The 22,620-nt window shown below is 26.6% G+C and carries 22 protein-coding genes; 10 read left to right on the forward strand and 12 right to left on the reverse strand.

The annotated features are described in order from the left end of the window. Window positions 1-160 precede the first annotated feature (160 nt). Window positions 161-475 (reverse strand): AzlD domain-containing protein, encoded by a 315-nt coding sequence (locus QZZ11_RS01990; RefSeq protein ID WP_292473087.1) that lies wholly within the window; start codon window positions 473-475, stop codon window positions 161-163. Further along, the gene (locus QZZ11_RS01995; RefSeq protein ID WP_292473089.1) at window positions 472-1,173 is read right to left on the reverse strand and encodes an AzlC family ABC transporter permease; all 702 of its coding nucleotides are present in this window, start codon (window positions 1,171-1,173) and stop codon (window positions 472-474) included. Before QZZ11_RS01995 ends, QZZ11_RS01990 begins: the two co-directional genes overlap by 4 nt. 460 nt (window positions 1,174-1,633) lie before the next feature. Here QZZ11_RS01995 and QZZ11_RS02000 point away from each other — a divergent pair, with 460 nt between their 5' ends. Then, a complete protein-coding gene (locus tag QZZ11_RS02000) occupies window positions 1,634-2,146 on the forward strand; it encodes a hypothetical protein (RefSeq protein WP_292473091.1) in 513 nt (170 codons plus the stop codon). 732 nt (window positions 2,147-2,878) lie between these two features. On the opposite strand, the gene QZZ11_RS02005 is transcribed toward QZZ11_RS02000, so the two are convergent. The 7 genes from QZZ11_RS02005 to QZZ11_RS02035 form a co-directional block, all read right to left on the reverse strand. Continuing rightward, the gene (locus tag QZZ11_RS02005; RefSeq protein WP_292473093.1) at window positions 2,879-3,706 is read right to left on the reverse strand and encodes an SDR family oxidoreductase; all 828 of its coding nucleotides are present in this window, start codon (window positions 3,704-3,706) and stop codon (window positions 2,879-2,881) included. 48 nt (window positions 3,707-3,754) lie between these two features. After that, a complete protein-coding gene (locus QZZ11_RS02010; RefSeq protein WP_292473095.1) occupies window positions 3,755-4,870 on the reverse strand; it encodes an aldo/keto reductase in 1,116 nt (371 codons plus the stop codon). Next, the gene (locus tag QZZ11_RS02015; protein ID WP_292473097.1) at window positions 4,871-5,410 is read right to left on the reverse strand and encodes a nitroreductase family protein; all 540 of its coding nucleotides are present in this window, start codon (window positions 5,408-5,410) and stop codon (window positions 4,871-4,873) included. Between the two features lie 82 nt (window positions 5,411-5,492). Beyond that, window positions 5,493-6,347 (reverse strand): SDR family oxidoreductase, encoded by an 855-nt coding sequence (locus QZZ11_RS02020; protein WP_292473099.1) that lies wholly within the window; start codon window positions 6,345-6,347, stop codon window positions 5,493-5,495. Window positions 6,348-6,349: 2 nt separating this feature from the next. Continuing rightward, the gene (locus tag QZZ11_RS02025; RefSeq protein WP_292473101.1) at window positions 6,350-7,189 is read right to left on the reverse strand and encodes an aldo/keto reductase; all 840 of its coding nucleotides are present in this window, start codon (window positions 7,187-7,189) and stop codon (window positions 6,350-6,352) included. 104 nt (window positions 7,190-7,293) lie between these two features. Next, complete coding sequence (locus QZZ11_RS02030) at window positions 7,294-7,689, reverse strand: nuclear transport factor 2 family protein (protein ID WP_292473103.1); 396 nt, start codon at window positions 7,687-7,689, stop codon at window positions 7,294-7,296. Window positions 7,690-7,697: 8 nt separating this feature from the next. After that, the gene (locus QZZ11_RS02035) at window positions 7,698-8,240 is read right to left on the reverse strand and encodes a DapH/DapD/GlmU-related protein (protein WP_292473105.1); all 543 of its coding nucleotides are present in this window, start codon (window positions 8,238-8,240) and stop codon (window positions 7,698-7,700) included. A 125-nt stretch (window positions 8,241-8,365) separates the two neighbouring features. Here QZZ11_RS02035 and QZZ11_RS02040 point away from each other — a divergent pair, with 125 nt between their 5' ends. The 4 genes from QZZ11_RS02040 (at window position 8,366) to QZZ11_RS09295 (ending at window position 12,550) form a co-directional block, all read left to right on the forward strand. Continuing rightward, on the forward strand, window positions 8,366-8,806 hold the full coding sequence (locus QZZ11_RS02040; protein ID WP_292473107.1) for a MarR family winged helix-turn-helix transcriptional regulator: 441 nt from the start codon (window positions 8,366-8,368) through the stop codon (window positions 8,804-8,806). 421 nt (window positions 8,807-9,227) lie between these two features. Next, the gene (locus QZZ11_RS02045) at window positions 9,228-10,343 is read left to right on the forward strand and encodes a tocopherol cyclase family protein (RefSeq protein ID WP_292473109.1); all 1,116 of its coding nucleotides are present in this window, start codon (window positions 9,228-9,230) and stop codon (window positions 10,341-10,343) included. Between the two features lie 31 nt (window positions 10,344-10,374). Continuing rightward, complete coding sequence (locus QZZ11_RS02050) at window positions 10,375-11,505, forward strand: ABC transporter permease (protein ID WP_292473111.1); 1,131 nt, start codon at window positions 10,375-10,377, stop codon at window positions 11,503-11,505. Between the two features lie 10 nt (window positions 11,506-11,515). Further along, entirely contained in the window at window positions 11,516-12,550 is a 1,035-nt protein-coding gene (locus QZZ11_RS09295; RefSeq protein WP_365952597.1) for an ABC transporter ATP-binding protein, read from the forward strand. A 59-nt stretch (window positions 12,551-12,609) separates the two neighbouring features. On the opposite strand, the gene QZZ11_RS02060 is transcribed toward QZZ11_RS09295, so the two are convergent. Further along, window positions 12,610-13,242 (reverse strand): flavodoxin family protein, encoded by a 633-nt coding sequence (locus tag QZZ11_RS02060; protein ID WP_292473113.1) that lies wholly within the window; start codon window positions 13,240-13,242, stop codon window positions 12,610-12,612. Window positions 13,243-13,311: 69 nt separating this feature from the next. Next, window positions 13,312-14,112 (reverse strand): nitroreductase family protein, encoded by an 801-nt coding sequence (locus tag QZZ11_RS02065; protein ID WP_292473115.1) that lies wholly within the window; start codon window positions 14,110-14,112, stop codon window positions 13,312-13,314. Window positions 14,113-14,334: 222 nt separating this feature from the next. Here QZZ11_RS02065 and QZZ11_RS02070 point away from each other — a divergent pair, with 222 nt between their 5' ends. Together QZZ11_RS02070 and QZZ11_RS02075 are read left to right on the forward strand one after the other, a co-directional pair. After that, on the forward strand, window positions 14,335-15,504 hold the full coding sequence (locus QZZ11_RS02070) for an ImmA/IrrE family metallo-endopeptidase (RefSeq protein WP_292473117.1): 1,170 nt from the start codon (window positions 14,335-14,337) through the stop codon (window positions 15,502-15,504). Then, window positions 15,501-16,055 carry a DUF4411 family protein gene (locus tag QZZ11_RS02075; protein WP_292473119.1) on the forward strand — a complete coding sequence of 185 codons (555 nt, stop codon included), beginning with the start codon at window positions 15,501-15,503 and terminating at the stop codon, window positions 16,053-16,055. The genes QZZ11_RS02070 and QZZ11_RS02075 overlap by 4 nt, the downstream gene beginning before the upstream one ends. Window positions 16,056-16,131: 76 nt before the next feature. On the opposite strand, the gene QZZ11_RS02080 is transcribed toward QZZ11_RS02075, so the two are convergent. After that, entirely contained in the window at window positions 16,132-16,317 is a 186-nt protein-coding gene (locus QZZ11_RS02080; RefSeq protein WP_292473121.1) for a hypothetical protein, read from the reverse strand. Between the two features lie 281 nt (window positions 16,318-16,598). On the opposite strand from QZZ11_RS02080, the gene QZZ11_RS02085 reads away from it, so the two are divergent. From QZZ11_RS02085 to QZZ11_RS02095, 3 genes are all read left to right on the forward strand, one after another. Next, window positions 16,599-17,132, forward strand: a complete 534-nt coding sequence (locus QZZ11_RS02085) for a hypothetical protein (RefSeq protein WP_292473122.1) — start codon at window positions 16,599-16,601, stop codon at window positions 17,130-17,132. Next, entirely contained in the window at window positions 17,119-18,567 is a 1,449-nt protein-coding gene (locus QZZ11_RS02090) for a type I restriction-modification system subunit M (RefSeq protein WP_292473125.1), read from the forward strand. Before QZZ11_RS02085 ends, QZZ11_RS02090 begins: the two co-directional genes overlap by 14 nt. Before the next feature lie 463 nt (window positions 18,568-19,030). Beyond that, window positions 19,031-22,540, forward strand: coding sequence for a DEAD/DEAH box helicase (locus QZZ11_RS02095; RefSeq protein WP_292473126.1), 3,510 nt, complete (start codon window positions 19,031-19,033; stop codon window positions 22,538-22,540). Window positions 22,541-22,620 lie beyond the last annotated feature (80 nt).

Below are 22,620 nucleotides of genomic sequence, written 5' to 3' on the forward strand. Positions count from 1 at the left end.
AGACTAGAAAACATGATAAAAAAATAACGTGGAAGAAAGTAATTCTTTAAAAAATTTTGCAAATAATTTGCATCGAGAAAATCCTGATATAAAATTTTCATTTATCATTCAATGAAAAAATCAGAATTTTGTCGGCCACTCTATAATTGAAAAAAAAAGTTTAAAATAAGGGAACTAAAGAGTAAACAGTGATTAATACAATTACTGTGATTATAACAATTGCTCCAAGAGGAACTTTTTTCCAGGATAGTCCCGCAGCAACAATTGCGCCAATTAAACCAATATACCATAATTGATTATCTACTGTTAGTACCCCTGGAATTATTAAAGCGCTTAGAGCCGTATATGGAATTAAATCAAGAAACTTTTCAGTTTTTTTACTAAAATTAATTTGTCCCACAAATATTGATGGTATTAATCTTGGAATAAATGTTACTAGTGCACATCCCAATATTACCATGTCTGCAGTGTTCATTTAATTCCCCCATCATCTGTTAAAAAATATGCATCATTTATCAAGTATACTCCGATTAATGCACCCAACAATGTTGATACAATTATGGACCAGTTTCCAATTATAGTTTGCAATATTATGTTTATTATTCCAGTTATTATAACAAGTAATCCTATTCTATAGTTTTTCTTGACATTTGGTATTAAAATTGCAACGAATAATGCATATAATGAAATGTTGAAACTGTTTGTAACAATAACAGGTAATAAATCCAATACAAAAACTCCAATTGCTGCACCCAATATCCAAGATAACCAGGAAGTTAATGACAATCCGACATATGTCCAAATTGACGATTCATCCATTAAAGAAAACATTGCAAATGATTCATCTGTAGTTAAATGACACGACAATGCATTTAACAAAGGAGAAGTCTTTTGAACCTTATTATATACACAGACATTCATAACAAAATATCTTAAATTAACAACAAAATTAGTTAATATGATTGCAAAAGCTGTAGCACCATTTAAAAGCATAGTGACAGCAATAATCTCCCCAGCACCAGCATATACAAGAATTGAAAAACCAACAGTTTGCAAAGGAGTTAATCCTGCTTTAATAGCTAAGGCAGCATAACCAATACCCATAGGTATATATCCCATAGTAATAGGTATTGCTTTTTTAAATCCAAAAATAAATTCATCTTTTTTAGACAATATAATAACGACTCCTTTAGTATAAAAATAAATATATGTTTAAAATGATATAAATAATTAATTTATTGAAAAGATTTAAATTATTAATTCATTACAATTATGAGGTAAATATACTGAATTGAAAATTTTATTTCATTATGTAATAATGTTTTTTATCATTAATTGATGAATAATCAACATTCCATATATATTAAAGATATAATAATATAATTTCTATTAAAATTTTTAATAATAAAAAAATATCAATTGAAACAGATACAGAAATAAAACTAAAACTGTTAAAATTAGTAATTCTTAAAGTATCTTTTATAAATTCTATTTTTTTCAAATAATATTTACTAAATGATTCAATCGTGAAAAAATTATAAAAAAAATTAATAATAAATGTATTATAGAAAGTTTTCATAAAAAACAGGTTTATATTAAAAAGTTTAAATAAATAGAATAACGAAGGTATAAAATGTCAAAGAAATTTTTAATTAGTATATTATTATTACTATGTTTCATTACTCTAGCTAGTGTTAGTGCTGCAGATAACAGCTCACAAAATTCTTTGTCAAGTGATAGCAGTACAACAGATGCTAATACACCAAGTTTAGAAAATATGTTAAATGCTAATAATGGAAATGAAAACTCACAATCAACTAATGGTTTTTCCATGGATAATATGGCTGGAATGAACATGTCAGACATGATGTCAGGAATGAACATGAGCGGAATGAACATGTCAGGAATGAACATGTCAGAAATGATTCCAGGAATGAACCCATCCGCATCCAATGATACAACACCAGAAACTAGTTCAAATAACAATGATCAACAAGGTAATACCCAACCAGTATCACATACACAAAAACAGAAAGAAGTCAAACAAAATCCAACAAAAACAACCAACAACCAACAAAAAGTATATAAAACTCATACAATAAAAAAGCTAGTGACAATAGTGTTGTTTATCAAGGAAACTCATTGACATTAGATGCAATAAATAAAATATTCGGTCAAAATATTACAAATGGATATTTAGTCGTCTTCATGGATGGTCAAGTAATATTCAATGACACTTAAGTGATGATTTATCAATGACTATATTACAACTCATTGAAAAATATCTCGGTAATCATAAAATTAAAATAGAATTTACCGATGCTAATAACAATACAAATACCTATGAAGAAGATATAATTATCGAATAAACTCATCCCCTTCTTTTTTAACTTTTTTTAAATATAATTGGATTAAAAAAAATAATCCGCTATATTGAATTCCTTATTTGAATTATTATTATAAAAATTTATTAATAGTTTATTTTTGCGATTTAGATATTCTTTTTATCAGTTAAATACAATAATTAAGATAATTTATATGTGATGAAGTAAAAAATTTTTTTAATGTTTTTGACTATAAAGTATTTTATCAATTATCCAAAATGTGTTCACATAATTCACACTTTTTGTTCATATAACATGAACAAGAACATATAATTTACTTCGTTATACGGTAGTATTACGAAGTAAAATAAAACTAATGAAAGAAATGAAAAAATCCATAAAAACAAGCATGTCTAAAATACCAAAAATCAACCACCACATATAGATGTAATATACTCAAAAATGAAAAGTAGAGAAAAATAGAAAAAGTGACTTAGCAGAGAACATTATTATGAAAAAATAATACTATTATCAATATTTTGATGATTATTATTTTATTTAGATTTTAATTTTCCATAGAAATATGAAGCTGTAGCTCCACCATCAATAAGAAAATCTGAACCAGTTATGAAAGCTCCATTTTCATTAAGCATTAATTGTGCAAGATTTGCTACTTCATCTGCCGTTCCTGGCCTTCCTGATGGACAATTTGCAAACATATTTTTATAGAAATCTCCACGTGGACCATTAAATTCATCAATTGCGAGTGGTGTTACTATTATTCCAGGAGATATAGAATTTATTCGAGCATTTCTTTCGCCCCATTTACAAGCTTCATACATGACTCGCTTAACATTACATCTTTTCGCTAGTTGATAAGCATGTAATGTGTCTTTAATGTTTTCGGGCTGTAAAATATCCAAATCAAGTAATTCTTCTGTTGGTGTTGTGGCTAATTGTTCATCAATAGTTGCTCCCAATTGTTTCATCCTATGTCCTGACTGTGAAGATATGGTAACTCCACTTCCACCTTTTTTTATTACTTTACCTATTTCTTCTAAGAGAACTGCTGTTCCATAAAGATCTACTTTAAGAATAGTTTCTATACTTGCTTGTGAAGGAGAAACTCCTGCTGCATTAATAAAGTTACTTATTTCTCCATAATCCTGAGAAGTTTTAATTAAGTTTTTTATAGATGTTCTACTGGAAATATCACATTCAAGATATTCAACATCAAACCCTGCTTCAATCATAGTTTTTGATATTATTTCAGCGTTTTCAACGTTTTTATCCCCAATTATCAGTTTTTTACCATAACTTATTCTTCTTGCAATTGCCATTCCTATTTGTCCGGCTCCTGTTAAAACAACAACTTCCTTCAAATTAATTCCTCCATTTAATAATTAACTAGTTTTCTTAGTTTAATGAAGTTATTTTTCAAATAAATTTACTACTTTTTCTAATTCTTCACTAATTTTAATCTGTTGAGGACATACTTTTTCACATGCACCACATTTTACACAAGAGGATGCTTTTGTAAATTTTTCTGCATAATTATCATAATATAAATAATTTAACATTTGATCTACTTTGGACTGTTTTTCATCGTTGAAAATTGAGAAATATTTTGATATAGGAATTTGTTTAGGACAATATTTAAAACAATAATCACAGTATGTGCACGGAATTTCAATGGAATCATTTATTATATCACGTGCTTGTTTAATTATTTCCAATTCATCGTTATTCATTGTCTTAAAATCTTTAACTATACTCATATTTTCCTGAAGTTCTTTTAGATCAGACATTCCACTTAGTACTAATGCTACTGAACTTAAATTTAAGACATAGGATAATGCCCAATTAACTGGACTTTTTTGGTTATAACTTTGAAATAATTTTTCTACTTTTTCTGGAACATTAACTAAATTTCCACCTTTTAATGGCTCCATAACAAATACATCCAATCCATTATCCTTAACTATCTCATAACATTTTTTAGCTTGAACTGCATCGTTTTTCCAATCAACATAATTAATTTGAAGTTGTACAAATTCTATATCCTGGTTTTCTGTCAATACTTGATTTAAAGCTTCAGGAGTTCCATGATGACTTATACCTAATTTATTAATTAAACCTTCCTTTTTAAATTCCCTTAAATAATCAAATACGTTTAACTGTTTACAAACACCATTATAAAATAAATCAGAAGTATTATGAACCAAATAATAATCGAAATAATCCAATCCACACCGTTCCAATTGTGTTTGAAAAATATTTTCCGGATTATCATTGATTGTCATTCCATATATTGGCATTTTATCAGCAATTAGAACTTCATCACGAGAATATCTATCTATTACACATTTTTTAATAGCTTCTTCACTTTTTCCATTATGATAATTAAAACCCGTATCAAAATAACGGCCACCATTTTCAATATAATAATCTACAAGTGTATTAACTTTATTATAATCTATTTGACTTACATCACCATTTATAATAGGTAATCTCATAAATCCAAAACCTAACTTAAAATCATTCATTCAAACCACTCCTAAAAAAAAATCATGATGAATATTTTCAATATGTAATTTATCTTCAGAATATTCTTTTTTAAATTCGCCTTTTTGACCTAATGCAATACAATTTAACACTCGAAAATTATCAGGAACATTCAATAACTCCCTGATTTCTTCATCAGCACTTTTAACTTGTCCTGCACGGTTTCTTATGTGAATCCAACATGCTCCAATATTAAATTGTTCTGCAGCAAGTAAGATATAAGTAGATGCAACAGATGCATCTTCTATCCAAAGTTCACAATTTGAAGTATCCACCATTACCACAATACATACATTTGATTGAATTAATGGATTTGCACCCATAGCTTTACAATGAGCTATCTCCCGAATCATTTCTTTATCTTTTACCACAACGAAATGTACGGGATGTTCTCCCCAAGATGAAGGTGCTGTTAAAGCTATTTTTAGTATTTCATTAATGGTATTGTCTTCAATTTCATCAGTAAGAAAAATCCGAGTAGATCTTCTTTTTAATGTTAAATCCAATAAATCATTGCTCATAATATCCCAAACAAAAATAGATAATAATATTTGTATTACTAAGTTTATATTTATACACAATCGAAATAAAAAAAAATAATAATTAATGAATTTCTAAATCCATTAATCCACTACTTAATGCAGCAATCGTACCACCATCAATTAATAAATCAATACCAGTTACGAATCCGGCTTTGGTGCTAAGTAAAAATTCACTTGCAAAAGCTATTTCATCAGAAGTACCAACCCTTTTTGCACCACATACATCTATCATTCTTTGATAACCTTCTCCTGAACTATTAAATTCATCATAAGCAAGTGGAGTAACTATAATTCCAGGACTTATAGAATTAATTCTTGCTCCTCTATCTGCCCATGAAGTTGCTGATGCATATTGAACTCTTAATTGATTTGCTTTTTTAGAAACTACATATGCTATTCCAGAATTAGTTATTACCTCTTCACTAAGACAATCTAGTTCCTTGAGTTTATCTGTTTCAGTGATTCTTAATAAATGTTCATCTTCCGGACTTAATGGAGAAGGCATGTATCCAGTCATTGAAGAAATAATTAATCCTGCCCCTCCTTTTGCCATTACTTTTCCAAATTCATCTAAAGCATATGATGTACCAATTAAATCTAATTTAATTATATGTTCGGGTGATGCCTGTGAAGGAGAAGCACATGCAGTATCTATGAAATACATTACTTTTCCTAAGGAATCTGCTTTTTGAGCTAATTCTCTGATAGACTCTTCTTCCATAGCATTAGTTACTTGTGTTTCAACATCATATCCAGAATATGTTAATTCTTTTTTTAATGATTCTAATTTTTCTTCATTTATATCAGCCAGTAATATTTTTTTTCCGGCTGATATTCTTTTAATTATTGCAAGACCCATATCCCCTGCACCTAATAATACTACTACTTCCTTTTCTTCGTTTAAATCAAATTTCATATTTACACCCCATACTTTGATATTGCTTCAATAAACATTGGATCATCAATATTAGCTATTGGATTTCCTGTTTCTAATTCTTTAATTTTTTCCATATCTTCACTTGAAAGCTCAAAATCAAAAATGTTAAAATTTTCAATCATTCTTTCTTTTTTAACGGATTTTGGGAATACTATTATTCCCCTTTGTAAAATCCATCTTAATATTACTTGAGCAACAGTTTTATCGTACTTTTCTCCTATTTCCTTTAAAATAGGATTTGAAAAAATATTATTTTTTCCTTCAGCTAACGGTCCCCATGATTCTATAACTGCATCATATTTTTCATAAAATTTTTCTTGTGAATCCTGTTGATAAAATGGATTTATCTCAATTTGATTCACCATAGGTTTTATTTTACTATGTAAAGATAAATTCGTAAATCTGGAAGGAGTGAAATTACACACCCCAATTGCTTTTACTTTTCCTTCATCATATAAATCTTCCAAAGCTCTCCAAGTAGCAAAAATATCGCCAATGTTCTGATGAATTAAATACAAATCAATGTAATCTGTTTTTAATTTATTTAATGATTCTTCACATGCTTTTTTTGTTTCTTCATACCCATGGCTTGAATGCCATACTTTTGTTGTTATGAAGAATTCTTCACGGTCAATTCCACTTTCTTCTATAGCTTCACCAACTTGAGTTTCATTGAAATATGCCTGAGCTGTATCAAAGTGTCTGTAACCAACTTCTATTGCTTTTTTCACTGCTTCTTTTGTATCTTCTGGTGCTATTTGAAATACACCAAAACCTAATTGTGGTACTTCCAAATTATTTGATAATTTAATATAATCCATATTCATCACTTCTTTAAGAGACATTATCAGTTAAATTAATAATATATAAACTATCCTAAGGAAAGTTTTTACTAGGGAAAGTAATATTTTAAAAAAAAATATTCTCAATTTTCCCATTTACTTAAAATCCATTTATTTTCAATTTTTTCCATTAAAATCTCAGTGTGTAACGTCCATGTACCTTTAATACCATAAACTTTTGCATCTAACTCAACATCAGCATTTAATTTAGCGTATTTTTCTTCAAGAATAACTATACTAGGCTCTATTATTGTTGAATGATAATAATTCAAAATACCATTAACAATATCTTCAATATATTCTTGTTTTGTTTGGATTTTACCTGACATATGAATAAGAGTATAATCTTCATCCATTATAGAATTTAACATTTTAGCATCTTTATCTATCATTGCTTGTTGAAATTCCTCGAATTTATGAAGTACTTCCATTTGAATAGAATCAAATTCAGAATGATTTATTAGAGATACATCAGACATTTACTCACCTAAAATTTATTTTCATCCAATGTTTTAACAACACGTGCCGGAATTCCAACAACTACAGCATAATCCGGAACATCTTTTGTAACAATTGCTCCAGCACCCACTATAGCATGTTTACCTATTGTAACACCAGGCATTATACTGGCCCCAGCTCCAATCCATGCACCTTCTTTGATAGTTATTTCCTTACAGATTAATACTTGACGATTATATTCATCATGATTGTTAGATAGTAACTGTACATTTGCTGCAAGCATAACATTATCCTCTATGGTTATTCCACCTCTAGCCATCATTAAACAATTACTATTAATGAACACATTATCCCCAATTTTTACATTTTCGAAAGATGTACCTGATAATGGAGTGCGTAGTGTAAAATTTGAACCAGTGTTTGATTCAAACAATTCATTGATAAGTACATCATATTCTTCAGAAAGTGGCATTGTATGATTAATTTTAAATAATAATTCTGTTTGTTTACCTAATTTTTCCAGTTCTTCGGGCGTAATTTTTTCCATATCAACATTAAATTCTTTAACCATATTTTCACCTTTTACTATATTATTATTTAATAAACATCATATAAATACTTTCATATGGAAAGAGTTTCTATATAACAGTATTTATATATAGAAACCAATATATAATAATACAAAGGAGTTATATTATGTCACTACCACCACAATTTAAAAAAGATAATATCGAAAATATATTCATATATCATTACGTAGAAGAAATGATATCCAATTATGGAAAATACATAACTACACAGTTAACTGATGATGATATAACAAGATCAGAACTTCCATTCTTACTAAGAATAAGATTTGGAGAAAAAACAACACAAAAAGAACTGGTAGAACTATTTAAAGTCAGTGAAGGATACACAGCAAAAATTCTTAGAAAATTTGAAGACAAAAACTACATAAAAAGATATGAAAATCCAGATAATCATAGAATAAAAATAGTAAAACTAACACCAGAAGGAATGGAAATAACAGACAAATATATAGAATATATAAGAGACTGGGAAAATAAAGTAACATCCAATATGAGTCCAGAAGAAGTACAAACACTTAAAAAACTATTATATAAAGTTGTAATATAATAAAATATGAATTATTCCTCACCGTTTAAACTCTCTTCAAAGTTTTTTTTAATTAACTACCCATTTTAAATATTTTTTTGAATTAAAATTGATTTTTCTATATCTTTAAACATTTTCATAAATAGTATTAGAAATCTTCAATAAAAAAGTCTTATTTTTATATTAAACTACAGAATGCTCTCTTTCATAACCCTATTCCTAGTTTAATCAAATTATTTATGAAATTAAATGAGAATTAAGTAAATTATTACCTATTAAAATACTACACCAACTATTTTTTTCTTAATAGTTCTTATTAACATATAAAATGAAAATAAATTGTTAAAATATTAAAAATTAAGAAAAATAATTAATAATACTCTTAATAAATAATCAATTAGATAAAAATAATATAATATTATTATTAACTGATGTGATTGCCGTGAATAAAAGTGATATAGAAAGAGATTATTACATGCTTAAAGGACCATTAGCAACAAAAGGATATGACTGGTGGTGGCATTCTCTTACAGCGTATAATAAAAAAACAAAAGAACCTAAAGCATTCTTTATAGAATATTTTGTTTGTAATCCTGCTTTAGCAGAAGATAAACCAACCTTAGGACAAAATCCTGAAAATAAAAAATTAGGTAAAAGACCATCTTATTGTATGATAAAAGTTGGATGCTGGGGTAAAAATGCTAAACAAATCCATAATTTTTATTCTATGAATGACTTTCATTGTCCATCCAATAAACTAGATATAAAAGTAGGAGACTGTACTTTAACGGAAACTCATATGAAAGGTTCATGTAATGTAAGTAAAGAAGAAGCTTCAGAACATCCAGAGTATATGTGTGATGCCGGCAGCATGTCTTGGAATTTAGATATAAATAAACAAATATCTTTTAATGTAGGTTATGGTGCAAGTAAACTATTTAGAAAATTAAATTCATTTGAAATGTTTTGGCACGCAGAAGGTATTAAAACTGAGTATGCCGGTACAATTATTCTTGATGGAGAAGAATATGAAGTAATACCAGAAAAATCTTACGGTTATGCTGATAAAAACTGGGGTGGAGACTTCACAAGCCCTTGGCTATGGATTTCATCATGTAACATCACCAGTTTAATTAGTGGTAAAAAATTAAATAATTCAGCTTTTGAAGCTGGTGGGGGAAGACCTAAAGCTTTTGGTATTGAAATACCTCGAAAATTACTAATAGGATTTTATTATGAAGGAAAAATGTATGAATACAACTTTGCTAGATTTTGGAATCTTGTAAAAATAGATTTTGACTTTGAAGAAGGTGAAAAAATTCATACATGGACCATTAATGCTTCAAATAAGAATTCTTATATTGAATTAGAATTACATTGCAAACGGGATGAAATGTTACTTATAAACTATGAAGCACCAAACGGCCTTAAGTTACATAATCGTCTATGGAATGGTGGAACCGGTTATGGTGAAATAAAATTATATAAAAAAGATGGAACATTAATAGATCATGTTAAAATAGAAAATACCGGATGTGAATATGGAGAATATTGTTAATTTTCCATTACTTACAAGAAAAAGGTGCAATATGAATTACTTTAAATTAATTCTTAAAAATCCATTTAGAAATAAGACCCGAAGTTTACTTGCAATAATAGGAATAGCTATAGGTATTGCTACAATAGTAGCATTGGGATTAATAACTGTATCACTTGAAGATTCAACAGAAACAACATTAAAAGAAGGATCTGCAGAGATTACAGCCACCAAAATAGGTAGTTCCCTAGCGTCATCTTCAGGTAATCTTAATGAGAGTTATGTTGAAGAATTATCTAAAGTTGATGGAGTTGAAAAAACTGCGGGGATGCTTGAAAGTACTGTAATTGATACATCAAAAAAGAGTGATTCCAGTAGATACGGTTTTAGTCTGTATGGTGCAAAAACCGATGATCTATCTATTGTTGGTATAAACAATATAAATGGTAGTGTATTTAATGAAAATGAAAATGAATTGATTGTCGGAAAAAGTCTGGCCGAAGAAGAAAACTATACAATAGGCGACAAAGTAGACGTATATGGAAAAGAATTTAAAATTACTGGTATTTATGAAACTGGTTCAATCTTCTATGACTCTGCAATGTATACTGGTTTAAGCAAATTACAGAATTTAACAGATAATGAAGAAAAAATTTCAAGCATATCCATTAAGATAAAAAAAGATGCTAATTTAACTACAGTAAACGATAAAATCAAAAATGAATATAACGATACATTAAGAACAATTACAGCTGAAGAAATGACTCAAACTATCGATGATACCCTCGGTATGATTAATTCAGCAACTACTGCTATTGAAGCATTAGCTATAATAATTGGTGGTTTGGGTGTTATAAATACTATGATGATGACAGTTTTTGAAAGAACACGTGAAATAGGTGTTTTAAAGTCAGTAGGATGGAGTAAAAAAAGAATCCTTTCTATGATAATGGGTGAATCAATAGTTCTGACTATAATATCCGGAATAATTGGATCAATTTTAGGAGTACTGGCTGTTTTCATACTATTTAAACTGAACGGAGACAATATGACAATAATATATAATATTAACATATTCATCAAAGCATTTTTAGTAGCATTAAGCGTAGGTATTATTGGTGGTTTATATCCGGCCATTAAAGCTTCAAGATTATCACCGACAGAAGCATTAAGATACGAATAGAGGGTTTCCTATGTCAAATATTGTAAGTATTAGAAACTTAAAGAAATTCTATGATAATGGTGAAACAAAGGCATTGAATGGAATTAACCTGGATATTCGAAAAGGAGAATTTGTATCTATAATTGGTCCATCGGGTAGTGGTAAATCAACACTTCTCAATATGATTGGAGCACTGGATATTCCCGATAGTGGTAGTATAACAGTTGATGGTATAGATTTAAACAATTCCAGAGAGAACTTATCTAAGTTTCGCAGTCAAAAAATTGGATTTATTTTCCAGTTACATAATTTAATTCCAAATCTTAGTGTACTTGAAAACGTTCAAATCCCTCTTATTGGAAAACACTTAAGAGTTAATAAAACTAGTGAAAATAAAGCTATAGAATTACTTAAAAGTGTTGGTTTAGAAGATAAGATTCATCAAAATCCTACAAAGATGTCTGGTGGTCAAAGACAACGTGTTGCAATAGCAAGAGCATTGGTAAATGAACCATCAATCATAATAGCAGATGAACCCACAGGAGCTTTAGATACGAAAACAAGTCAGAAAATAATGAATCTGCTAAAAAAACTACATAAAGAATGTAATGTAACCTTAATAGTAGTAACCCATGATCCTACAGTTGCCAATCAAGCAGACAGAATAATAACAGTACGTGATGGAAAAATAATAGAATCAAATAAGGAATTTGTTAAAGACAATAGTACTAATCATAAAGAAGTATTAGATACAAATCTGGACTTTGTTGATTATGTGACAAGTGAAGAAAAGATTGGATGCTTAATCCCTAGAAAAATTGTAATTAAAATGGATAACAAGAAAATGCAATTATACATTAAGGCATTGACAAGCAATCAAATTAGGACAGCCAGATTAAATGAAGAAAAAGGAACATCAACTTTTCAAGAAAACATCGTGCATATGGGAACATATAGTTTAACAGGAAAACAAATACCATTAAAAGTAGTACAAACCAAAATACCTGCAGGTATAATTGATAAAATATCAGATAGAATTATAAAATATAGTTTATATGGAGAGTAAATTGTTACTCATCCATTTTTTTGTTTTAATATTGTTATAAAATATTTACATTATTCTTATTATTCTGAACTTAAATTAGCTCCCATTTTAAAAGCTTCTTCTAAATCAATAGGGAACTGTTCATTGTTAGATTTTATTTTATTTTCCTCATCAAATATTCCCATATTGTATTTACTATAATCATTTACCTGTAATGTATTACATGACGGATATATCTCTACTTTACCATTTAAAAAGTTGAATAAACCTTCAAAACTGGCAAATTTATCTTTATAATCACTTTCATAATATTCTTTAGGCGCATTCATTGTATATATTAATCCAACATTAATTTTACCTTCAAAGTAATTTCCACCATCATAAGATAATGCAACAAATATTAACCGTTCAATAAACGCTTTATACTGACTTGCAGGTTCTCCCATATAAATAGGAATACCTATGAGCAAGGTATCTGCTTCATATATCTTTCCAATAAGTGGTGATAAATCATCTTTCCAGAAACATTTACAACGTTCCTTATCTTTCATTTTACATATTAAACAACTTCGACAACCTGTAAAATCCAAATCATACAAATCAATATACTCTGTTTCTGCTCCTACTGATTCAGCACCTTTTTGTGCTTGTTTCATAAGTTTTGCTGTATTCCAATTCTTACGTGGACTAGCATTTACAACTATCGTTTTCATTTTTAAAACAACCCTAAAAATTTTTTATAATCACTTAATAATATATATCATCATCATATTAAAAAAAAATTATTTAATTGTTAATTTTATTTCTTTATGAGGTCTGGTTCTTCTATATTTTAATCTTGGAATTCCTATAACAAAAGCTGCATACATATGTTTATTAGAATCAATTTCCGGGAAAAATTCCATTAATTTATCATTATCAATTTCTTCAGCCATACCTATGAATAATGAATGAAATCCACCAAAACCTAATGTATATGCCAACAATTCTAAACGTGTCATAGCTATTACTGCATCAGTCTTATTTTCTGAAAATGCTAACAGTAATTGTTGTCCTTCCCATAATAAGGGATGTCTTTTTGGATTTCTATTAACATCGTTTAAATAAGCTCCAACTTGTTCAATTCTAAAGCACTCATCCTCTTTAGCTTTAATAATATTGTAAACATGATCAATAAATTCATCTAATTTATCTTCAACAAGTGCAAACTCCACATCCTGAATATTTTGTCGATTAGGACTATAATATGCAGCTTCCATCAATTTTTCTATAGATTGATGAGATATTTTTTCGTCCTTAAACCACCTGCATGTTCTTCGTTGCTTATAAAATTGTAATAAATCTTCATAATTTACCGGAATATTATCCGGATCATAATCCATTATCCTATCTTCTTGACCAGCATATGCTTTAATTTTAATTGCATTTGTAGGACATAATGTTGAACATTGTCCACAATCAAAACAATTGTTTTCCAAATCAACTGCTTTATTATCAACTATCTCAATATTGTCACGTATACAAACTTGTTTACATAAACTACAGCCAATACATTTCTCATTATCAATAATCAAATGTTTCAATATATCACCCTTTAAAAAAATACAATATCTTTAATTAATTCTTTGTTAATAACCATATATTATAATTTTAAAATTTATTTTAAAAAAATATCATATAATAAATGAAGTATAAATATTTCTTCTATACTTAACTCATTGTATCTAAAAAAAAATTAAATACATCCAATTACATACTTTTTTATATAATATAGTTCTATTTATTTTAAGGATGTGAAATTAAATATGTCACAAAGCATTAAAGTTAATCCCGAATGGATAATCTGGTCCAGAAAATCTCTTAACTTTAGTACAGAATCAGCTAGTAAAAAGTTAAAGATTAAAGAATCAACTCTTAAAGAATGGGAATCAACAGGACTACTAACATATAAAAACATCAACAAATTAGCCAATCTTTATGATGTTAGTCCTTTATTATTTTTAAATAACACAACACCCCCTAAAATAGAACAATATATTAAAGATTATAGGACAATGAATGATAAACGAATTCTATCAAATCCAGATATTTTAAAAGAAATAAAACATGCAAAACGTAAAAGAGCTTTTTTAGTAGATATAGCTGAAAAACTTAATAAAAACGTAGAATTTGAATATTATCAAGAAAAAGCTCCAAATAAAACTGAAATAATTAATATTATTAAAGATTCTTTAGATGTGAATGCTGTTAAATTAAATAATTATAATATTAACCAGTGGATTAGAGAATTTGAATCATTGAATATATTAATTTTTAAATTTTACAATATTAAGCCAGATGATATAAAAGGATATGCTTTCAATAATAGACAGTTACCTCTTATTGGAATTAACAATAGAAATTCAGACAAAGAGAAAATATTTTCATTGTTTAATGAATATGCTCATTTATTACTTGGTAAAGATGGAATTAGTGGAGATTATAATAGAGAAAAAGAAGAAGAGTTATGTAATTCAATTGCTTCAGAAATCTTAATGCCATCTAAAGAAATCAAAAATATTAAAATAAGCAATGTAAATTCTATTATAAGGATAGTATCAACCAGATATAATGCAAACATGGAAACAATATTGTATAGATTAAAAAACTTAAATATTTTATCAGAAGAAGAAATGGAAGAACAACTAGTTAAACGAGTATACAATAAAGATGATAAAAAATCTGAAGAAAAAAGTGTTGAAAAAGAAGCAGATACTACTAAAAATACTCCTAAAAAGAGAAAAAGAAGCAAACAACAACGTTTTAAAACTATTGCATCAAAAAACGTTAACCAAAACGGACATTTATTTATTGAATTATTGTTAGAAGCCTATGATGAAGAACTTATTAATGATTTAGATTTATCTAATGAACTGGGAGTACCTTATATGGCAATTCCATTTGTAATTGAAAAAATAAATGGAGGAAGACGATGAATAATCCAAAATATTTGATTGACACCAACATCTTTGTTAGATTTCAAAGTGGACAACAATACGATCAATCCTGCTTTCCAGTACATTTTGAAAATTTCATAAAATTAATCGAAAACGGAAACGCCATCTCCATTGATAAAGTTAAAAATGAATTAGACGATGACTTTTTCTGTAAAGAATATGAAGATATCTTCAAAGAAAGTATCACTAATGAAATTGTAACCACTTATAATATACTTAAATCCAAACAACCCGAATATTTTAATACTTATGAAATAGAAAACCCAAATGATGCTGATCCATACTTAATTACTTACGCGTATCATCATGATTTATGTATCGTTACTCAAGATGAATTTCAATCCACCTCCAATAGAAATTTAAGTATAAGAAAATTTAATATTCCAACAATTTGTGAAGAATTAGGAGCTATTTGTATTGATAACAAAGACAAAAAAGAGAATATAAATCAATATGATAAAGGATTCGGATGTATTTGTTTTACAGAACTAATTAGAAAAGAAAAACTATGGAAAAATAATAATCACTAAAAATAGAACAATAATTATCTAAAAATATTAAAAAAAGTAAATAAATCAAGACATTTAAAAAAGATTAGAATACATATTAAAGATTTTTAATTCTTAAATGCATTCCTTGTCTTCTTCTATGACAACATCTTTGTTTCATCTCACAATTTTTTTTATTTTCATGTTTGTCACATTTTTTCTCATTTTTATCATTACAACATTCTTCTCCAGAATGCCCATGATTTTTTCCTTTACAACAAGCATGTTCTTCTTTATGAGACATTTTATTCACCTCTTTTAATATAAAAAGTATATAATATTAATCTTAAAAAAAATAATTTACCTAATAGTTTATTTGGTTTTTGTCTTATATATACTTTTCATAAAAAAATATAGTAAAAAAAAATATAATAAATTTTTCATAAAAAAATATGAAACTTTTATCTATTTTTATAGAAAAAAATTATTAAATAAAAGAATAGATATTTTAATAGTATTAAATAGTAAGGAAGTATTGACATTAAAAGAATTAAACTTAAAAAGATAGCAGAAGTACATAGTGGATTGAGAAAATCATCTTTTAAAGATAAAGAAAACAAATTTGAATATAAGATAATTACTTTAAATAATGAAAATAATTATAAAATTAACCAAAATAAACTAAATAAAATAAATACAGATAAAAAAATCGATGAAAAATATTTACTTAAAAAAGGAAATATTATCCTAAAATTAACACCACCCTACACCTCCAGAATCATAGAATTTAATGAAAATAATATAACAACAACATCAAATTATGCAATTATAAAAGTTTATGAAAAATATTCGCCGGAGATAATTAATTTTTATCTAAACAGTGAATATATTAAAAAACAGATTTATCAATTTGCAGATGAAACAAGTGTTAAAGTAATTAATATAGGTAATATCAAAGATTTCGATATTATTTTAACAAATGAAAAGAATGAAGATATTTATAAAAAACTTATCTTAACACACAAAGAAAAAAAAGAAATGATTGAAAAAGAATTAAATTTAGAAAAAGATTTATTAGAAGAAATAATATTTGGAGAAAATGATAATGGTGAAAATTAATCAAATACTACTTGAATCTTCTGAGAAATTAAAAGGACATATAGAATATGAAAGATTCCAACACAACATAATAGGGGCAATTTTCTTCAAATACTTATCAGAAAAGATAGAAAAAGAAAACAATAAAAAATTATTTAAATTTAATATAAATTACAAAGAAGCATTTGAAGAAGAAAACATTGCTTTTTATGGAAAAACAATTAAAAAAGAATCTTTACAGAATTTAGGATATTTTATAAAACCTGACTATTTATATCAAAGTATTATTTCAGAAGAAGGAATCTTGAAAAAATTAGATTATGCTATCAAACATGTTGAATTCCAAAAAGAAAGTTTAAATGATATATTTGATTTTGTGAACTTTGAAAATATACATGTAAATGATGAAATTAAAAACTTATTTGAATCAATCCTCAAAAATATTAATAAATTGGAATTTAACAGTAAAACTTACGATGAATTAAATTATTTAATGGAATTCTTTTTAAAAAAATCATATACCCCTAATGAAATATCCATATTACTAAGTAAATTAGTTTCAATAGAAAAAAACACAATTGATAATGTATACGATGCTACTTGTGGTTCCTGTTCAACATTAATGATTTTAAAAGAAGAAGTTAATGTAAAAAACTATTTTGGTCAAGAAATTAATAGAAATAATTTTAATTTAGCTAGAATGAATCTAATTATGCATGGTATTAATCCAAATAACTTTGAAATATATAATGAAGACTCAACTACTTCAAGAAGAGATATACCACCAATAGATGTAGTAATTTCACACCCCCCATTCTTAAAAAAATGGGAGGCACATGAAGAATTATTAAAAGATGAACGTTTTAATACTTACAAAAAATTACCTCCAAAATCTAAAGCAGATTATGCATTTATTGAAACCATGATATATCCACTAAAGGAAGATGGGATAATGGCTGTGATAATGTCACAAGGAGTTCTTTTTAGATCAAATGCCGAAAAAGATATTAGAAAAACTTTCTTAAAAGAAAAAAATTACATTGATGCTATTATTGGATTACCCGAAAAAACATTCAACAAGAACATTCCCACATGTATAATAATTCTTAAGAAAAATAGGAATAAAGAAGATGGAATCTTATTTATTGATGCTTCTAATGAATATGATAATAGTTCTCATTTAAATAAATTAAGAAAAGAAGATATAAATAAAATAGTACAAACATACAAGAAAAAAGAAGAAATTGAAAAATATTCCCATTTTGCAGACATAAATGAAATTAAAAAAAATGACTTCAATCTAAATATTAAAAGATATGTAAATACTTACGAAGAAAAAGAAAAAATCAACATTCAAGAAACAATTAAAGAAATAAATGATATTGAACAAAAAATTAAAGAAATTAAATTAGAACAACAAAAACTGTTAAAAAGAATAGACCTCAACTTAAGTTAAATGTTTTTCTTTAAGGAGATAGTAAAAAAATTATATATTTTAAACTTAATTTCTAAAAATTATTAGGTTTCAATTTTTACTACAATCTCTTTAATTAATAACAAAATTATAAAAATCAAAGCAATTAACTTATTTTAAATTAATTTCCTTATAAATTTAACTTAAAAAGATATTATCACTTCACCCCCATATTTTTCTAAAAGAACAAATTTTTAGACATATTTATAAAGTATGAACCATTTTTCAGCATCATGTAAAAAAAATTAATCTTTTCAAAAAAAAATAATGTTAAACTTATTGAGAACTTCAATAATTACTAAACGCTATAATCACCATTTCTTCTAAAAATAATTAATTAGAGTTATTATTAAAAAATTTTTATTTAATAGTAAAAAAAATTTAAAGGAAAACAATCAAAAATTTAATTATGAAATATGGAATAACTTGGTGGGGTAATAGTTGGATGAATGCTTTAAATAGTGTTGATTTTACAAATAGAATTCCACGTGGAAAGACATATGCTAATTCAGGAAAAGTATATGATATAAATATCGAAGACAATTATGTTGGTGCAAAAGTTTCTGGAAAATACAATGATTTTTATGATACAGGCGTTCTATTTAGAACCTTTAATCAAAATGAAAAAAAGGAAATATTAAAAACAATTAATTCTTCTGAATCAATTTTATCTTCTTTACTTAATCACGAACTTCCTAGAGAACTATATGAAGAGCTAACAGAAAAAAATATACAAGTTTTCCCAAAAAATGCTAAAGATATTACCCCATTTTGTAATTGTCCAGATTATGCACATATCTGTAAACATGTTGCTGCATTGATATATATTATCACTCACGAAGTAGATAAGGATCCTTTCAACATATTTAAACTCCAGGGATGTGATTTACTTGAGTTATTGGATTATAATTCTACAAGCAGCAACATTAAAAATATAAATGATTTGTTTATTAATGAAGATGTTGACAAAAATATTGAAAAGGATTCAATAGATTTCACGAATATTCCTGATTTAATGAATTTAATATTCACTCTTTTAAATGAAAAACCTTTATTTTATGAAAAAGATTTTAAAAACATATTGAAAAGTGTTTATAGTTCAATGGAACGTTTTGCAAAGAAAGATATTGACGAATACACACGAAATTTAAATAATACATATAATCCATACATCCCTTTTGAAAAAGAAAAAACAAAAATATTTGAGAAAGGAGATGATGAATTAGAAGAATGGTTAGAAAACATATTTTTAGAAAGATGGAATAAACCTAACCAATGGGACAATTTCACTATTAACCTAAATAATGAATACAAAATTGATAAAATTGAAACGGGCACTGAATTATCATTTAAAAATGAAAAATCTGAAAAAATGTTATTTTCATTTTTTACAGAAATTGGTGAAAGTAATATTTCTAAATTTAATAAAAATATCAGAGTATTCTATGATATATATCAATTTACAATAGAATTAATTAAAAAACATGCATTAATACCGGAATTTTTTGAGAGTGAAGATGTTTATTATATAAGATGGATTCCTGCAGTCTTTAACAATAATATTATGGAAATAATAAATAAGTTATCAGTTTCATGTCCCGATGATTTGATTACATTTAATAATCAAGAATTATCCAGAAAAGATCAAATAATTTCTGCTGTAAGCTTATTTGTTAAAGGATTTTTTGAAAAATATTTAGTATTTGGTGCTACAAAAACATTTAAAAAAACATATGATAATTCAATAGTACAATTATTTTTCTTTAATGGTCAAAAATTTGATAGTCTTAATGAAAATAATTATGAGAACTTGATAAATCAATGGTTATCCAAATTTATTTTAAATTCCAGAGATTATGAATTATTCCTAGTGATAAATGAAGAATATGCAATGTTTGATGTAAGTGTTCAAGTTAGAGTTGGTGATGGTGAAATAACACCAATCCATAATGTGATAAAAGAAACAACAGACAATAATTTGAAAGTCCAATTAATCAGTGATACCTATCTTATCAATGAGATATTTCCAGAACTTCATAAATCAATTGACATTAATAAAAACCTGGAATTCAATTTAGATGATTTTTCAAAGTTTTTTATCAACATATTACCTTTATTTGAAATAATTGGAATTAATTTAATACTTCCAAAAAATCTTCAAAGAGCGTTTAAACCTAAATTAGTATTAGATATTGCAGGTACTAAAAATGAAAAAGGATATCTTACATTTAAAGATATTACTAAATTTGATTGGAAAGTTGCAATAGGTGATAAAAAATATGATATTAATGAATTTAAAAAGTTATCCGTGAAATCTCAGGGACTTGTAAAATTAGCAAATGATTATGTAATTTTAGATGAAGAAGATACTAAATCATTAATTAAACAAATCGACAAATTACCTGAAAAACTTAATAGACATGAATTATTAAAAGCTACTTTAAGTGGAGAAGTAAATGGTGCAGAAGTTAATATAGATAATGAACTAATGCAAATGGTAACAAAAATTAAAGAAAAGGATGAAATTGAAATACCAAAGGAATTAAATGCAACTTTAAGAAAATATCAGAAAACTGGTTATTCATGGTTAGTACAAAATATTAAAACAGGTTTTGGATCAATATTAGCTGATGATATGGGTTTAGGAAAAACATTACAGGTTTTAACCACTATATTATATCTTAAAAATGAAGGATTACTAAAAAAGGACAAAGTATTGATTATTGCACCTACAAGTTTACTAACAAATTGGCAGGAAGAAATTAAAAAATTTACTCCGACATTAACATCTTATATTTATCATGGACAAAATAGAAAATTCCCAAAAGAGGATTATGATATTTATTTAACGTCATATGGTGTAATTAGACGAGACGAAGAAAAATTCAAAGAAAGAAAATGGTTTTTAAGTGTTGTTGATGAAGCACAAAACATAAAAAATCCAACCACTAAACAAAGTAAATCCATAAAATCTATTAAATCCAAACATAGAATCGCTTTAAGTGGTACTCCTGTAGAAAATCGATTATCTGAATATTGGAGCATATTTGATTTTATTAATAAAGGTTATTTAACTAGTTTAAAGAAATTTAGAAAAAATTATATTATCCCTATCGAAAAAGAAAGGAGTGTTGATATTTTAAATAATTTTAAACTTATAACTGAACCATTTATATTAAGAAGAGTGAAAAGCGATAAAAATGTTATTGAAGATTTACCTGACAAAATGACAAATGATATTTACTGTAATTTAACTGCTAATCAAAGTTCATTATACCAGGAAGTTTTAAACTCCACTATGGAAGAAGTTGAAGCAAATGAAGGTATGAAAAGAAAAGGGTTGGTACTTAAACTTATCAATTCATTAAAACAAATTTGTAATCATCCTTCACACTTTACTAAGGCCAATAAAGCAAAAATAAAAGATTCCGGAAAGATGGAAGTATTAATCAATATGATTGAAAATATTGTTGAATCCGATGAGAAAGTATTAATATTCACACAATACGTTAAAATGGGAGAGATTATGAAAGAACTAATAGAAGAAAAATTTAATACAGAAGTATTATTTTTACATGGTTCTCTTTCTCGTATGAAACGTGACGAATTGATTGACAAATTCCAAAATAATTCTCAAAATAAGATATTTATTTTATCACTGAAAGCTGGAGGTACCGGTTTAAATCTTACAGCAGCAACAAATGTCATACATTATGACTTATGGTGGAATCCTGCTGTTGAAAATCAAGCTACAGATAGAGCATATCGTATTGGCCAAGATGAAAATGTTATGGTTTATAGGTTCATTACCAAGGGTACTTTTGAGGAACAGATTAACACGATGATTCATGATAAAGAAGAACTGGCTAATATTACTGTAGGTACTGGTGAAAAATTCATCACTGAAATGAATATTAGAGAACTTAAGGAATTATTAGACTTGAGAATGAATTAATTCTTTTTCTTTTTTTTATATTAAATATTTATATTATTTTTTAAAAAAATATACATAAACAAGTAATTATAAACTTTTTT

It is taken from the genome of Methanosphaera sp. (genome assembly GCF_016282985.1).
Classification (GTDB): Archaea; Methanobacteriota; Methanobacteria; order Methanobacteriales; family Methanobacteriaceae; genus Methanosphaera.

Excerpts from the sequence above, each read along its gene's own strand:
- QZZ11_RS02000 (WP_292473091.1), top strand. The coding sequence starts at position 1,634 with ATGTCAAAGAAATTTTTAATTAGTATATTATTATTACTATGTTTCATT.
- QZZ11_RS01990 (WP_292473087.1), bottom strand. The coding sequence starts at position 475 with ATGAACACTGCAGACATGGTAATATTGGGATGTGCACTAGTAACATTT.
- QZZ11_RS02010 (WP_292473095.1), bottom strand. The coding sequence starts at position 4,870 with ATGAATGATTTTAAGTTAGGTTTTGGATTTATGAGATTACCTATTATA.
- QZZ11_RS09295 (WP_365952597.1), top strand. The coding sequence starts at position 11,516 with ATGTCAAATATTGTAAGTATTAGAAACTTAAAGAAATTCTATGATAAT.
- QZZ11_RS02015 (WP_292473097.1), bottom strand. The coding sequence starts at position 5,410 with ATGAGCAATGATTTATTGGATTTAACATTAAAAAGAAGATCTACTCGG.
- QZZ11_RS02035 (WP_292473105.1), bottom strand. The coding sequence starts at position 8,240 with ATGGTTAAAGAATTTAATGTTGATATGGAAAAAATTACGCCCGAAGAA.
- QZZ11_RS02080 (WP_292473121.1), bottom strand. The coding sequence starts at position 16,317 with ATGTCTCATAAAGAAGAACATGCTTGTTGTAAAGGAAAAAATCATGGG.
- QZZ11_RS02090 (WP_292473125.1), top strand. The coding sequence starts at position 17,119 with ATGGTGAAAATTAATCAAATACTACTTGAATCTTCTGAGAAATTAAAA.
- QZZ11_RS02060 (WP_292473113.1), bottom strand. The coding sequence starts at position 13,242 with ATGAAAACGATAGTTGTAAATGCTAGTCCACGTAAGAATTGGAATACA.
- QZZ11_RS02030 (WP_292473103.1), bottom strand. The coding sequence starts at position 7,689 with ATGTCTGATGTATCTCTAATAAATCATTCTGAATTTGATTCTATTCAA.
- QZZ11_RS02020 (WP_292473099.1), bottom strand. The coding sequence starts at position 6,347 with ATGAAATTTGATTTAAACGAAGAAAAGGAAGTAGTAGTATTATTAGGT.
- QZZ11_RS02050 (WP_292473111.1), top strand. The coding sequence starts at position 10,375 with ATGAATTACTTTAAATTAATTCTTAAAAATCCATTTAGAAATAAGACC.
- QZZ11_RS02040 (WP_292473107.1), top strand. The coding sequence starts at position 8,366 with ATGTCACTACCACCACAATTTAAAAAAGATAATATCGAAAATATATTC.
- QZZ11_RS02075 (WP_292473119.1), top strand. The coding sequence starts at position 15,501 with ATGAATAATCCAAAATATTTGATTGACACCAACATCTTTGTTAGATTT.
- QZZ11_RS02070 (WP_292473117.1), top strand. The coding sequence starts at position 14,335 with ATGTCACAAAGCATTAAAGTTAATCCCGAATGGATAATCTGGTCCAGA.
- QZZ11_RS02025 (WP_292473101.1), bottom strand. The coding sequence starts at position 7,189 with ATGGATTATATTAAATTATCAAATAATTTGGAAGTACCACAATTAGGT.
- QZZ11_RS02095 (WP_292473126.1), top strand. The coding sequence starts at position 19,031 with ATGAATGCTTTAAATAGTGTTGATTTTACAAATAGAATTCCACGTGGA.